14 protein-coding genes are annotated in these 13,064 nt (G+C 70.2%); 13 read left to right on the forward strand and 1 reads right to left on the reverse strand.

Annotated features, from left to right (window positions below):
• The first annotated feature begins 40 nt into the window (after positions 1–40).
• The 9 genes from AB0M48_RS37395 to AB0M48_RS37435 all read left to right on the forward strand — a co-directional run bounded on the left by AB0M48_RS37395 (position 41) and on the right by AB0M48_RS37435 (position 8,737).
• Complete coding sequence (locus AB0M48_RS37395; RefSeq protein ID WP_363851338.1) at positions 41–1,468, forward strand: AMP-binding protein; 1,428 nt, start codon at positions 41–43, stop codon at positions 1,466–1,468.
• A complete protein-coding gene (locus AB0M48_RS37400; RefSeq protein WP_363851341.1) occupies positions 1,465–2,190 on the forward strand; it encodes an SDR family oxidoreductase in 726 nt (241 codons plus the stop codon). The genes AB0M48_RS37395 and AB0M48_RS37400 overlap by 4 nt, the downstream gene beginning before the upstream one ends.
• A gap of 96 nt (positions 2,191–2,286) precedes the next feature.
• On the forward strand, positions 2,287–3,795 hold the full coding sequence (locus AB0M48_RS37405; protein ID WP_363851343.1) for an aromatic amino acid ammonia-lyase: 1,509 nt from the start codon (positions 2,287–2,289) through the stop codon (positions 3,793–3,795).
• Positions 3,795–4,553: an L-tyrosine 3-hydroxylase gene (locus tag AB0M48_RS37410; RefSeq protein WP_363851346.1), complete on the forward strand. Its 759-nt coding sequence runs from the start codon at positions 3,795–3,797 to the stop codon at positions 4,551–4,553. The genes AB0M48_RS37405 and AB0M48_RS37410 overlap by 1 nt, the downstream gene beginning before the upstream one ends.
• Positions 4,554–4,566: 13 nt before the next feature.
• Positions 4,567–5,223: a class I SAM-dependent methyltransferase gene (locus AB0M48_RS37415; RefSeq protein ID WP_363851348.1), complete on the forward strand. Its 657-nt coding sequence runs from the start codon at positions 4,567–4,569 to the stop codon at positions 5,221–5,223.
• A gap of 60 nt (positions 5,224–5,283) precedes the next feature.
• Positions 5,284–6,234 (forward strand): LLM class F420-dependent oxidoreductase, encoded by a 951-nt coding sequence (locus tag AB0M48_RS37420; protein WP_363851351.1) that lies wholly within the window; start codon positions 5,284–5,286, stop codon positions 6,232–6,234.
• Between the two features lie 2 nt (positions 6,235–6,236).
• Entirely contained in the window at positions 6,237–6,806 is a 570-nt protein-coding gene (locus AB0M48_RS37425; RefSeq protein WP_363851353.1) for a TetR/AcrR family transcriptional regulator, read from the forward strand.
• A gap of 41 nt (positions 6,807–6,847) precedes the next feature.
• Complete coding sequence (locus tag AB0M48_RS37430) at positions 6,848–8,125, forward strand: nucleotide disphospho-sugar-binding domain-containing protein (protein ID WP_363851356.1); 1,278 nt, start codon at positions 6,848–6,850, stop codon at positions 8,123–8,125.
• Between the two features lie 96 nt (positions 8,126–8,221).
• Positions 8,222–8,737: a hypothetical protein gene (locus tag AB0M48_RS37435; protein WP_363851359.1), complete on the forward strand. Its 516-nt coding sequence runs from the start codon at positions 8,222–8,224 to the stop codon at positions 8,735–8,737.
• Here the strand turns inward: AB0M48_RS37435 and AB0M48_RS37440 are convergent.
• A complete protein-coding gene (locus AB0M48_RS37440) occupies positions 8,724–9,173 on the reverse strand; it encodes a peroxiredoxin (protein ID WP_363851362.1) in 450 nt (149 codons plus the stop codon). The two genes, AB0M48_RS37435 and AB0M48_RS37440, sit on opposite strands and share 14 nt — an antisense overlap.
• 31 nt (positions 9,174–9,204) lie before the next feature.
• Between AB0M48_RS37440 and AB0M48_RS37445 the strand changes: the two genes are divergently transcribed.
• The 4 genes from AB0M48_RS37445 (at position 9,205) to AB0M48_RS37460 (ending at position 12,874) form a co-directional block, all read left to right on the forward strand.
• Positions 9,205–10,116 (forward strand): LacI family DNA-binding transcriptional regulator, encoded by a 912-nt coding sequence (locus tag AB0M48_RS37445; RefSeq protein ID WP_363851623.1) that lies wholly within the window; start codon positions 9,205–9,207, stop codon positions 10,114–10,116.
• 14 nt (positions 10,117–10,130) lie between these two features.
• Positions 10,131–10,556, forward strand: coding sequence for a RidA family protein (locus AB0M48_RS37450; RefSeq protein WP_363851365.1), 426 nt, complete (start codon positions 10,131–10,133; stop codon positions 10,554–10,556).
• Between the two features lie 105 nt (positions 10,557–10,661).
• Entirely contained in the window at positions 10,662–12,476 is a 1,815-nt protein-coding gene (locus AB0M48_RS37455) for a 4-alpha-glucanotransferase (RefSeq protein WP_363851368.1), read from the forward strand.
• A 95-nt stretch (positions 12,477–12,571) separates the two neighbouring features.
• A complete protein-coding gene (locus AB0M48_RS37460; RefSeq protein ID WP_319987978.1) occupies positions 12,572–12,874 on the forward strand; it encodes a hypothetical protein in 303 nt (100 codons plus the stop codon).
• Positions 12,875–13,064 lie beyond the last annotated feature (190 nt).

A 13,064-nucleotide genomic window follows, 5' to 3' on the forward strand; every position in this document is an offset into this window, starting at 1 on the left:
GTGCATGAGGTGCGGCGGCGCGGAGACCGGAGCCGAGCCAGTGATCTACCGCAGCCCCCTGCCCGCGGTGGCCGTTCCCGACCGCACCGTTCCGGAGCACGTGCTGGAACGGGCGCGGCACAACGACAAGCTCGCTCTCGTGGACGCCGTCACGGGCGAGTCGCTCACGTACGCCGAGTTGGCACGCCAGGTCGAGACGACGGCCAAAGGCTTGGTGCGCAACGGGATCAGACCCGGTGACGTCGTCGCGATCGCCAGCACCAACCGGCCGCGGTACGCCGTGGGCCTGCACGCGGTCCTGGCCGCGGGAGCGACGGCCGCGCTCATCAACCCGATGCTCACGCCGCCGGAGATCGCGCGGCTGAGGGAACTCGCGAACGTCACGACGACGCTCGACCTCGACGACCTCCCCGCGAGCGACACCGGTCCGCTCCCACCGGGAAACCCCGCCGGCACCGCCGTCGTCCTGTTCTCCAGCGGCACAACGGGTCTCACGAAGGCCGTCGGCCTGAGCCACCGCGCGCTCGTCGCGAACCTGGAGCAGCACCGGCCGGGCTGGCGCATCGACGAGACCGACGTGCTCGCCGCGAACCTGCCGTTCTTCCACGTCTACGGCTTCACCATCATCCTCAACTCCGGCCTGCTCGGCGGCGCCACGCTCGTCACCATGCCCCGCAGCGACGCCGGCACCTACCTGCGGCGCCTCGCGGAACACCGCGTCACGCGGGCGTTCCTGGTGCCGCCACTCGCCGCGGCCATCGCCGGCCACGAAGAACCGGTCCCGGAGCTCAGCCTCAAGCTCGTCCTCTGCGGCGCCGCGCCACTCGACGACGCCGTCCGCAGGGAAGCCGAGCGCAGGCTCCAGGCGCCCGTCCGCCAGGGCTACGGCCTCACGGAAGCCGGTGGCACGCACCAGACATTCGACGGTGACGTGGAATCAGACCCCTCGAGCGTCGGTGTGCTCTGTCCCGGCACGGAAGCGCGGATCGTCGAGCCGGGCACCACGACGGACGCGGCGGAGGGCGAGATGCTCATCCGCGGCCCGCAGCTCATGGACGGCTACTTCGGCGACGAACGGGCCACGCGCGAAGCCTTCGTGGACGGCTGGTTGCGCACCGGTGATCTGGTGCGCGTCCACAACGGCCGGTTCCACGTCGTGGACCGCATCAAGGAAATGATCAAGTACAAGGGTTACCAGGTCGCGCCCGCCGAGTTGGAGGCGGTGCTGGGGCGCCATCCCGCGGTCCGGGACGCCGCGGTGATCGGTGCGCCCGATCGGGTTAACGGTGAGATCCCGAAAGCCTTCGTGGTCACGCAAGGCGACGTCACCGCGGACGAACTCATGGCCTTCGTGGCGGCGGAGGTGGCGCCGTACAAGAAGATCCGCCAGGTTGAGTTCGTGCGAGAGATACCGAGGTCCGTGTCAGGCAAGGTCCTTCGCCGCCTGCTGAAGGACGCCTCGCGGTGAAGGTGCTGATCACCGGTGGCGCCAAGGAGCTCGGCAGGGCGTTCAGCGGGGTCCTTGCCGCGCAAGGGCATCAGCTCGTCCTCACCGGTCGCGACGAGGAGGCGCTCGACATCGCCGGGGCCGAGCTGAAGGGCCAGGGCGCGGACGTCGAGACGCACGTCGCGGACCTCGGTGATCCGCACGCGACGGCCAAGCTGATCGAGAGCCTCGGCGGGATCGACGTGCTGGTCAACAACGGTGCGCTCGGCGGGCCGGTCGGTCCGACGTGGCAGGTCGACGAGAACGACTGGTGGCACACGTTCGAGGTGAACCTGCGCGGCACCGCGTTCGCCGCGAACGCCGCCATCCGCACGATGACGAGCGGGCGGATCATCAACGTGGTGAGCAACGCCGGTGTGCACCGATGGCCTTACGTCACCGCGTACTCGGTGTCCAAAGCGGCCGTGATCAAGCTGACCGAGAACCTCGCGGCCGAACTGAAGCACCGGCCGATCGCCGTGCTGAGCTACGACCCCGGCATGGTCGACATCGGCTTGATGCGCCGCGGTGCCGAGATGGACTCCGGTGATCCGCACCAGCGGAGGATCTCGGAGTGGGCGAGGTCTCAGCGCGCTGCGGGCAGGTTCACCCCGGTGGAGCAGTCGGCCGATCTTTTGGCCCGAATCGTGCGCGGAGAGTTCGATCACCTCTCCGGTGGCTTGATCACGCCGAAGGACAGCTGAGAAATTTTCCTCGTTTGATGCGTACATAAGGCCCTTCCTCGCCGACGGGTCAACGGGGATCGTCGCGAGTGGCTCCCCAAGTCCCCAGGAGGCGTCGTGCCTGTCGGAACATCCCCTGCTGCCCTGAATCTGGCCGCGCACCTCGAACCGGCTCACCTCGAACTCGCCCGCGACCCGTTGCACGTCGAACTGCCGGCGGACGTGCGCGACCGGGTCGCGCGCTGCCGCGCGTTCGTGCTCGAAGTCAGCGCGTCCGGACGCGCGATCTACGGCGTCACAACGGGTTTCGGCCCGCTCGTCGAGTTCGCGGGCCGTCCGGACAGCGCCGCTCAATGTGACAACACCCTCTTCCACCTCATCGTCGGCCACGGTGAACTGCTGCCGCCCGCCGTCGCCCGCGCGGCCGTGCTGGCGCGGCTGTTCTCGTTGACGCAAGGGCGATCCGGAGTGTCCGAGCAGGTCGTGGACTCGCTGACTGCCATGCTGGACACCGAATTCGCCCCAGCCGTACCACGTTTGGGCTCAGTCGGTGCGAGTGGTGATCTCCAGCCGCTCGCCTACGTGGCACATGCTTTGCGCGGTAACGGGAACGCCTTCTTCCAAGGGCGACTGATGCCCGCCGTGGAAGCGCTTGCACTGGCCGGGCTCGAGAAACTCGTGCTGGACGGCCGTGACGCGCTCGCTCTGGTGAACGGCATTTCGGTGACCGCCGCAGCACTCGGACTCGCTGTCGCGCAGGCGGTTCGCGCGCGCCGGACGGCAGAGTTGTTGTCCGCCTTGATGACCGACGTCCTAGGATGTGGCACCGAGTTCACGTCGGTTGGACTACTGGCCGCGTTCGGGCATCCGGACGTCGCTGAAACGGGTGCGTCCATCAGGAACTGGCTCGAAGGCAGTACGCCGTCCGGTGCGCGCCCGTTGCAGGAGCCGTACAGCATCCGTTGCACACCACAGCTGATCGGCGCGGCCGGCACGAGCGTGCGGCACGCCGACGAGGTGGTGCGCCGCGACCTCAACGGCGTGAGCGACAACCCGTTGTTCTTCCCGGAGACCGGGGAGGTCGTGCACGGCGGCAACTTCTTCGGTCAGCCCAGCGCTTTCGCGGCCGACCAGCTCAACGTCGCCCTCGTGCAGCTGGGCAACCTGGCCGAACGCCAGCTCGACCTGCTGGTCGATCCCCATCGCAGCAACGGGTTGCCGCCGATGCTCAGCCCGCTGCCCGGTCACCACCACGCGCTGCAGGGAGTCCAGCTCTGCGCGACCGCCACCGTGGTCGCGATGCGCAGGGCCGCCACACCGGCCTCGACGCAGAGCCTGCCGACGAACCTGCACAACCAGGACGTCGTCCCGTTCGGCACCCAGGCCGCGCTGACGGCGCTCGACCAGGCGCGCCTGCTGCGGTACCTGCACGCCGGTCTCGCGATCGCGCTGCGCCAGGCCGTGCACGTCGGCGCACGCCGTCCGCAGGGGACGCGGCTCGCGGCGGTGTTCGACCGGCTCGCGGACGAGGTGCCACCGATCGCCGAGGACCGGCCTCTCGACACCGCGCTGGGCCGGGTGGCGGACGTCCTCGACAGTCTCGTGTCCGAAGTGGAGTGTGTTTGATGAGTGCTCCTGTCTGCCTCCCCCGGTGGGGGCACACCTGGGTGGATCTGCCCGTCCTGCGGCTGCCGATGCCGGACGCGGACCTGATCCCGTGCGCGACCGGCTGCTTCCAGACGCCGATCGCCATCCACACCCCGGAAGATCCGGTCGAGCGCGCCGTGCACCGGTGGTTTCTCGGCCATCACGGCGCATTTCTGGTCTGGAGGTTTCTTTCGGCTTCACTCGATCGGCTGATACGCGAGCCTGATTCGCGGCTAGTCCGCCTCGCTGCGCTTGGATACGACGCGTACTCGGTGATGCTCGCCTATTCGGGCAGTTGTTCCCGTGAGGTGTACGAGGACGTCATCCGGCCGATGATGGTGACGTTCGACCCGGCGTTCAGCGGGCGATGGGCACGTGACTACGAGCCACTGCCCGGCCTGCTGCGCCGGGTGCGTGCCGCTCTGGGGTCCGTGGCGGCCGAACCGCTCACCTCTGCGAGCAAGGCGAACCTGGTGGCGCACATGGAGGTCATGCGCAGGCTCGTGCCCGGCGGTCCCTCGCTGCTGCGCGAGTCCGGCCGTGCGCGCGAGTCCACCACCGACGCCGAACGGGCCCGGTTCGACGAGTTCTTCCTCGTCAGCCGGGAGAACGTGTGCGCCAGCCGCTACGCCGCGCACCGCGCCGCCGTTTTGTCCGCGATCGGTCACGACCTCGCGAAACACCCGCTGAGCCCCGAGTACGGAGAGACACTCAGGACGTTCGCCACCCGACTATGAGAGAAGGCCGCGCGTGAACGACTTCAAGGCCGTGGTCATGACCCCGCAGATCTACCGCTACGTGCGCGAGCAGGCAGGCCGGCCCAGCGCGGTGCAGGAGAAGTTGATCGCCCGCACGCTGGAGCTCGGCGACTCGGCGGAGATGCAGATCCCGCACGAGCAGGCGGTGCTGCTGTCGCTGCTGGTCAAGATCACGGGCGCGCAGACCGTGGTCGAGGTCGGCACCTACACCGGCTACTCCACGCTGGCGTTCGCGCAGGCACTTCCCCCGTCCGGCAAGGTCATCACCTGCGACGTCTCCGCCGAGTGGACCACGATCGCGGAGGAGGCGTGGCAGGCGGCGGGCGTGCGCGACCGGATCGAACTGCGGCTCGGCGCGGCGGCCCAGACGCTGGCCGAGCTGCCGGAGGAGCCGGTCATCGACCTGGTGTTCATCGACGCGGACAAGGTCGGGTACGTCCACTACTGGGACCTGCTGGTGCCGCGCGTGCGGCAGGGCGGTCTGCTGCTCGCGGACAACACCCTCTACTACGGCGAGGCGGCCGACGAGCAGCCCGAGGGCAACGCGGCCGCGATCGACGCCTTCAACAGGTTCGTGCTCGCCGACACGCGGGTCGAGTCGGTGCTGGTGCCGATCGCGGACGGCCTGACCATGGCTCGCAAGAGGTGAGGTTGTGGGCATACCGACCGGTCGGTAGGGTGGCCTCCAAGTCCTGACATGGAGGCGTTCATGGCTCGTTGGGGAATCACGCTGCCGCTGCTCGGTACGCCGGTGCTGGAGCACCGCGCGCTGGTGTCCGAGCTCGCCGGGCTCGGCTACACGGACGTGTGGTCGGCCGAGACGACCGGCACCGACGCGTTCACGCCGCTCGCCCTGGCCGCGCAGTGGTCCTCCGAGCTGCGCTTCGGCACGGCGATCGCGCCCGTCTACACCCGCGGCCCGGCCACGCTGGCGATGACCGCGGCGACCCTCGCGGAGGTGAGCGGCGGCCGGTTCGTGCTGGGCATCGGCTCGTCGTCGCCCGCCATCGTGCAGCGCTGGAACGCGATCCCGTTCGAGGAGCCGTTCAAGCGCACCCGCGACACGCTGCGCTTCCTGAAGGCCGCGCTGGCGGGCGAGAAGGTCTCCGCCGACTACGACACGTTCTCGGTGAAGGGCTTCAAGCTGGAGCGCCCGCCCGCGGAGAAGGTGCCGATCATGCTCGCGGCGCTGCGCCCGAACATGCTGCGCCTGGCCGGTCGCGAGGCCGACGGCGCGATCACGAACTGGCTCGCCGCCACCGACGTGGCCCAGGTGCGTTCCGAACTGGGCGACGCCGAGCTCGCGGCACGGATCTTCGTCTGCCCGACGGAGGACGCCGACGCTGCGCGGGCACTGGGCCGCATGCTCATCAGCACGTACCTGACCGTGCCCGCCTACGCGGCGTTCCACGACTGGCTCGGCCGCGGCGAGGCGTTGCGCCCGATGCACGAGGCGTGGGCGGCGGGCGACCGCAAGGCCGCGTCGAAGGCGATCCCGGACGAGGTCGTGGACGCCCTGGTCGTGCACGGGTCGCTCGGCCAGTGCCGTGACCGCGTGGCCGAGTACCAGGCCAACGGGGTCGACACCCCGATCATCGCGCTGCTCCCGACCGGGGGCGACCAGGCCGAGCAGGTACGCGCGCTCGCACCCCAGAGGTAACCGTGCCCAGCGCGACCGAGCAGAAGATCATCGACGCGGCCGTGCGCCTGTTCGCGTCGCAGGGCTACGACGCGACCTCGGTGCAGGAGATCGTCAGGGCCGCCGAGGTCACCAAGGGAGCGCTGTACCACTACTTCCGCTCGAAGGACGACCTGCTCTTCGAGATCTACCGGCTGCTGATCACCGCTCAGTCCGCCGACATGGACCGGATCATCGGCCTCGGCCTGTCCGCCGCCGAGACGGTGCGCGAGATCCTGGCGTCGCTCGTCATCTCGACGGCCGAACGGGTCGACGAGACGGCGGTGTTCGTCCGGGAGCTGCACCGGCTCGGCGAGGACCGGATGACGGACTTCCGCGCCGAACGCCGCCGCTACCACGAGACGTTCCTCGCGGTCGTGGAGAAGGGGCAGGCGAACGGCGAGTTCAGCTCCGTCGTGCCCGCGGACACCGTCGTGCGGATCGCGCTGGGCGTCGTGAACCAGCTGCCCATGTGGTTCCGTCCGGACGGCCAGAAGACGCCCGCCCAGCTGGCCGGGGAGATCGCCGACTTCGTGCTGGCCGGATTGAGATGACGACTTAGTGCCCGTTAAGTGCGGTCTGGTCGACTGGCACCGTGCTGAACCTGCTGTTCGCGACCATGCCCATACCCGGCCACGTCGCGCCGTTGCTGCCCATCGCCCGTGCGCTGACCGAGCGCGGACACCACGTGCGTTGGTGCACCGGCCGTGTGTTCGCGGACAAGGTCGCCGCCACCGGTGCGGAGTTCGTCGCGATGGACCCGTCGATCGACCACCAGGGCCGCGACGTCGACGAGTTGTTCCCCGAGCGCGCCCGGCTCAAGGGCATCGCGCAGCTGCGCTACGACATGACCGCGGTGTTCCTCGACCCGATCCCCGCGCAGGTCGGCGACCTGCGCCGGGCACTGGCCGAACGGCAGGCCGACCTCGTGCTGCACGACGCCGCGTACCTCGGGGCGGGCCTGCTCGAACAGCTCGGCGGCCCGCGAGCCGTCAGCATCGGCGTCACGCCGATGATGCTGCCCGCACCGGACGTGCCGCCGTTCGGGCCAGGCCTGAAGCACCGGACCGGCCCGCTCGCCCGGTTGCGGTACGCGGTCGTGCGCGCGCTGCTGGACAACGTGGTTTTCAAGCCCGTGTACGAGCACCGCGACCGGATCCTCACCGGCCTGGGCCTGCCGAAGGGTGAGCGCGGCCTCGCGACCGTGTCACCGCACCTGCACCTGCAGAACGGCATCGCCGGCCTGGAACACCCGCGCTCGTTCATGCCGCCGCAGGTGCGGTTCGTCGGCGCGCTGGTCGACCCGGCACCGGCGGCCGCGCTGCCGGACTGGTGGGAGCGCATGATCACCGCCGGCCGTCCGATCGTGCACGTCACCCAGGGGACGGTCGCGGACACGGACCTGGGCCAGCTGGTGCTGCCCGTCATCCGCGCGCTCGCGGACGAGGACGTCACCGTCGTCGCCAGCACCGGCGCGCACGACGTGGGACCCCTGCCCGTTAACGCCTTCACCGCACCGTTCCTGCCCTACGACAGGTTGCTGCCGGAACTCTCCGCCATGGTCACCAACGGCGGCCTCGGAGGGGTGCAACTCGCGCTCGCCCAGGGCGTCCCGCTGGTCGTGGCGGGCGCGACGGAGGACAAGCCCGAGGTCGCCGCCCGCGTCGAACGCTCCGGCGCCGGCCTGAACCTGCGCACGTCGACGCCGTCGGAGAAGGCGATCAGGGCCGCGGTGCGCGAGGTGCTGCACGGCGGGACGTTGCGGCTGCGGGCGCGCGAGCTCGCGGCGGAGTACCGGCTGCACGACGCCGGCCCGCTCAGCGCCGACCACGTCGAGCGGCTCGCCCGGACCAGCCCGGTGCGGACCGCCTGATCCCGCTCGGCACGGATCCTTTTCGTGCCGTGGCGCGTCCCAGCTCCCGGGTAACGGCGGGAGTCGCGAGATCGACTCCCACAGCAGGGGGTCCACATGTCGCATCTGCCGCAGCAGCCACCGGAGTACGGCGTCGCGCCGCCGTTGCACGACGAGGTGCGCAAGACCCGCAAGGGCCCGTGGATCTTCCTCCTGGTCGTCGCGCTGCTGGCCGTGGGCGGCGTGATGTACGGGCCGCGCGCGGTCGATGCGGTGCGCGACGCCGTTCAGCGGGCCGAACCGGAACCAGGGCCGCCACCGCCGGTGGTGCTGCCGGAACCGCCTGCCGCACCGGCGAAGCGGGTCGTCGTGTTCGAGGTGACCGGCACCGGCAAGGCGTTCAACGTCACCGCGACCGTCGGCGCGTCCATCCACAACGAGGCGGGCGTGACGCTGCCGTGGACGCGCACCGTCGAGGTGCCCGCCGACCCCGCGTCCGAGTCCGTGATGCTCGTGGTGGTGGCGGGCCCGGACGGGGCCGAGGTGCACGGCAAGTACACGATCGACGGTGCGACTGTCCGCGAGGGCAAGGCTTCCGGGCCCTACGGCGTCCTGACGATCACCGACTCCTGAGCGCCGCCAGCGCCTTGTCCGCGTGCGCGTTCATGGAGAACTCGCTCTTGATCACCTCGATGATCTCGCGGCCGGCACCGATGACGAACGTGTGCCGCTTGACCGGGATGGGCCCGAACCGGCGCCGCACGTCGTACTGCTCCGCGACGTCGCCGCCGGTGTCGGAGAGCAGCGGGTAGTCGAAGTCGTTCAGCTCGGCGAACTGCTTCTGCTTCGCCACGTCGTCCATCGAGATCCCGACGCGCTGGGCGCCCGCCTCCTCGAACTCCTTCGCGAGGTCGCGGAAGTGGCAGCTCTGCGCGGTGCACCCGGACGTCATGGCGCCGGGGTAGAAGAACAGCACGACCGGGCCGGCCTCGAGCAGTGCCGACAGCTTGCGGTCGGTGCCGTCCTGGTCGGGCAGTGTGAAGTCGGGGGCGAGGTCGCCGGGCTTCATGGATCTCCAATACGCTCGGGCCGTGACCAGCATGTCCGACGTGGCCAAGGCCGCAGGGGTGTCCGCTGCGACCGTATCGCGTGCGCTGCGGGGCGAACCGGGCGTGTCCGAGGCGACCAGGCAGCACGTGAGCGAGATCGCGCGGCGCATGAAGTACGCGATCGCGCGCGACGCCTCCTCTTTGGCCGGTGGCCGCCGGTACGCGATCGCGGTGCTGACGTCCGAGGTCAGCCCGGTGCTGGCGGGCGCGGAGGGCGCGTTGCGGCAGGCCGGTTACGACGTGCTGCTCTACGTGCTGGGTGACGCGGACGCGCGTGCGAAGTTCTTCGGCGAACTGCCGCTGGGGCGTCGTGTGGACGGTGTGCTGCTGCTGTCGATGTCGCTGTCCCCGGTGGAGCAGGTCGCGCTGGAGTCGTTGGAGGTCCCGCACGTCACGGTCGACGACACCGACCTCCGCCACGCCTTGAGGACCGCCGTGTCGCACCTGCAGGGGTTGGGGCACCGCGACGTGGCCCTGGTGCTGGCCGACGGCGTCGACGAGTCGTACGACGAGATCCTGGTCGCCGCCGGGCTCACCGTGCGTCCCGAGTGGACGGTCTGGTGCTCGCCGACGGTCGACGGCGGCGAGCAGGTGGTCGACGTGCTGCTCGACGGCGAACGGCTGCCGACCGCGGTGATCAGCTCGAACGGCGCCGCGGCGGTGGGGATCTTCCTGCGCATGCAGCGGGACGGGCGCGCGGTGCCGGACGAGGTGTCGATCGTGTCGCTGGACGGGCAGGAGCTCACCCGCGTCGTCGGGCTGACCGCCGTCGAGGGGGCGGCGAAGGCGCAGGGGGAGCGGGCGGTCGCCGACCTGTTCACGCTGATCAGGGGCGGGGAGATCGAACCGGCGGAGCACCAGGTGCGGCTGGTCGTGCGCAACTCCAGCGGGCCCGCCGCCTGAGTAGGGTGGCGGCCATGCCCGCCGAAGAACGCCTGACCGAGCTCGCCGCGCTGCCGACCACCCCCGGCTACGCCCACGCCGTGACGGTCACCGGGAAGCTCGCGTTCGTCTCCGGTCAGGTGGCGGTCGACGCGGCCGGGTGCGTGGTCGGGGTCGACGACCTGGCGGCGCAGACGCGGCAGGCGCTGAGCAATCTTCATCACGTCATCCTGAGGTTTGGCGCCGACTGGTCGGATGTCGTGAAGTTCACCTGGTTCGTGCTGGACGCCTCAGAGGTGCAGACGATTCGCGACGTGCGTGACGAAATCCTGCGTCCCGCGCTGGGCGATGTGCACAACCCGGCGAGCACGTTGGTTCAGGTGGCGGCGTTGTTCGGGCCCGATTTCCTCGTCGAGGTCGAGGCCGTCGTCGCCATTCCGGATCAAGCATCGGATGTCTGAGCGAAAGCACCTCTGCGCGGGCGTCCCGACCGGCCTGCACCCATCGGGTGACCAGGGACCATTTGCTCTGGTAATGCGGACCGAGCTGTGACATAGCTTGTAGGTGTGGAGCAGTTGCTGACGCGGCTGGCGGACGCTTGGGGCGTAGCCACTCGGTACGAAAACGCGGACCAGCAAGAGGTCTCGGTCGATCGCGACGTCGTGGTGAAGATCCTCGCCCAGTTCGGAGTCGACGCGTCCACTGAGGACTCGGTCGTCCGCGAGCTCGCCGAGGTCGAGCGGCGCAGGGCCGGGCAGAAGCTCCCTCCCACGATCGTCATCCGCGAGTACGAGACGTACGACCTCCGGGGTCCCGCGACCATCGAGCTCGAGGACGGCACCTCGTTCGCCGTCGAACGGCACGTCCCGGACTCGGTGCCGCTCGGCTGGCACCGCGTGGTGACCGGGGACCAGACCGTCACGCTCGCCGTCGCGCCCAGGACCCTGCCGGAGGTGCCCCGCACCTGGGGCTGGATGCTGCAGCTCTACGCCGCGCGCTCGAAGGAGTCGTGGGGGATGGGCGACTTCGCCGACCTCGCCACGATCGCCCGCAGGTCGTCCCTCGAACTCGACGCCGGCGTCGTGCTGGTCAACCCGGTGCAGGCCCCGAGCCCGACGCACCCCGTCGAGCGCTCGCCGTACTCGCCGACGACCCGCCGGTTCGTGAACCCGCTGTACCTGCGCGTCACCGACACGGCCGAGTTCCTGCAGGCCTGCCCCCGCACCCGGCAGCTCATCCGCAACCTCAAGCCCGCGAACGAGGACCTGATCGACTACGACGCCGTGTGGGCGGCGAAGAAGCAGGCGCTGGAACTGCTCTTCCCCGGCGGCGAGGTCGAGATGGACGCCGAGCTGGAGAAGTTCGCGACCTACTGCGCGCTCGCCGAGATCCACGGCAAGGACTGGCGCGAGTGGCCGGAGGACCGCGCCGACCCACCGGCCGAACGGGTCGCGTTCTACGCCTGGCTCCAGCACCTCTGCACCCGCCAGCTCCAGGACGTCCGGCTCGCCGCGCACGAGGCCGGCATGGCCGTCGGCGTCATCCACGACCTGCCGGTGGGCGTCGACCCCGGTGGCGCGGACACGTTCGCCGATCCCGACGTGTTCGCCATCGACGTCACGGTGGGCGCGCCGCCCGACGCGTTCAGCGCGGACGGCCAGGGCTGGGGCCTGCCGCCGTGGCGCCCGGACAAGCTCGCCGAGACCGGCTACCGGCCGTTCCGGCAGGTGCTGCGCAGCGTCCTGCAGCACGCGGACGGCATCCGCATCGACCACGTCGCCGGGCTGTGGCGGCTCTGGTGGATCCCGCCGGGCGAGCCGCCGTCGCGCGGCACGTACGTCTACTACGACGCGGACGCCATGCTCGGCGTGCTCGCGCTGGAGGCGTACCGGGCGGGCGCGGTCGTGGTCGGCGAGGACCTCGGCACGGTCGAGCCGGTCGTCACGAAGACGTTGCAGGAGAACGGCATGCTGACCAGCGCCGTCCTCTACTTCCAGCGCGACTACTACGCCGAGGGTCACCCGCTGATCCCGCCGTCGCAGTGGAACCCGAACCAGATGGCCAGCATCTCGACGCACGACCTCCCGACCGCGGCGACGTTCTTCGCCGGACCGGACGGCCCCGACTTCGACGAGCTGATGCGCCAGGAGGGCGTCAAGCCCGCGGACAGGGTCGAGGGCGCCCACGAACTGCTCGCGCAGGCACCCTGCGCGTTGGTCCTGACTTCACCTCAGGACGCTCTGCGGGAAACCCGGCAGCCGAACGTGCCGGGCACGATCGACGAGCACCCGAACTGGAGAATCCCCCTGCCGGTGGAGCTGGACGAGTTCTTCCCGCGCGTCCGCGAGATCACCCGGCCGCTCCGCGGCCGCAAAAGATGAAACTTTTGCGTAACGGCAGGTCATGGACCTGAGGAGTACTGTAAGTGCCGTCACCGGACGGCGGAAGACGAACGTTCTTGGAGGTGGCGTACCAAATGAGCTCAGCCGTGGGCACCCGGACATCGACCGGCGTGCTTGAACTGGCCGTCGAGCAGGTCCTCGCTTCGGTGAGGCCCACCGCGCTCGGCGACCCGGTCGTCGGGGCACGGCGCGCGGAGGAATCCCTGCGTGACGCGCTGCGGGACGCAGGTCCCGTGGACGACAACACCGCCCTGCAGTACGCGCTGGCGTGCGCGGAGGCCGCGTGTGAACACCTGAAGTACGTGGAGATCCAGGAAGCGCGCACGTTGCTGACCGCCGCCCGCGGCCAGCTGGTGCTGGCGCACGAAGGAGTGTGACTGCGTCCGGTAGTCGCCGACGGGTGACGATCACACGATCGAATAAAGCCGCTCCCACTCTCGTGAGAACCTTGCTGTAGCGGGCCCGGAATCGTCAGTGCCCGCTCGTAGGGTTCAGGTGTGATCGTCCACCAGGCCTACCGGATCGCGACAGACCCGGCACCGGCGCGGGCACTGCCCGCGCCCGTGG

Origin of the sequence: Lentzea sp. NPDC051208 (genome assembly GCF_040682435.1) — a bacterium.
GTDB classification, from domain to species: domain Bacteria; phylum Actinomycetota; class Actinomycetes; order Mycobacteriales; family Pseudonocardiaceae; genus Lentzea; species Lentzea kristufekii.

Coding starts and splice junctions, on each gene's coding strand:
- AB0M48_RS37410 (WP_363851346.1), top strand. CDS start 3,795: ATGAGTGCTCCTGTCTGCCTCCCCCGGTGGGGGCACACCTGGGTGGAT.
- AB0M48_RS37420 (WP_363851351.1), top strand. CDS start 5,284: ATGGCTCGTTGGGGAATCACGCTGCCGCTGCTCGGTACGCCGGTGCTG.
- AB0M48_RS37435 (WP_363851359.1), top strand. CDS start 8,222: ATGTCGCATCTGCCGCAGCAGCCACCGGAGTACGGCGTCGCGCCGCCG.
- AB0M48_RS37440 (WP_363851362.1), bottom strand. CDS start 9,173: ATGAAGCCCGGCGACCTCGCCCCCGACTTCACACTGCCCGACCAGGAC.
- AB0M48_RS37445 (WP_363851623.1), top strand. CDS start 9,205: ATGTCCGACGTGGCCAAGGCCGCAGGGGTGTCCGCTGCGACCGTATCG.
- AB0M48_RS37450 (WP_363851365.1), top strand. CDS start 10,131: ATGCCCGCCGAAGAACGCCTGACCGAGCTCGCCGCGCTGCCGACCACC.
- AB0M48_RS37460 (WP_319987978.1), top strand. CDS start 12,572: ATGAGCTCAGCCGTGGGCACCCGGACATCGACCGGCGTGCTTGAACTG.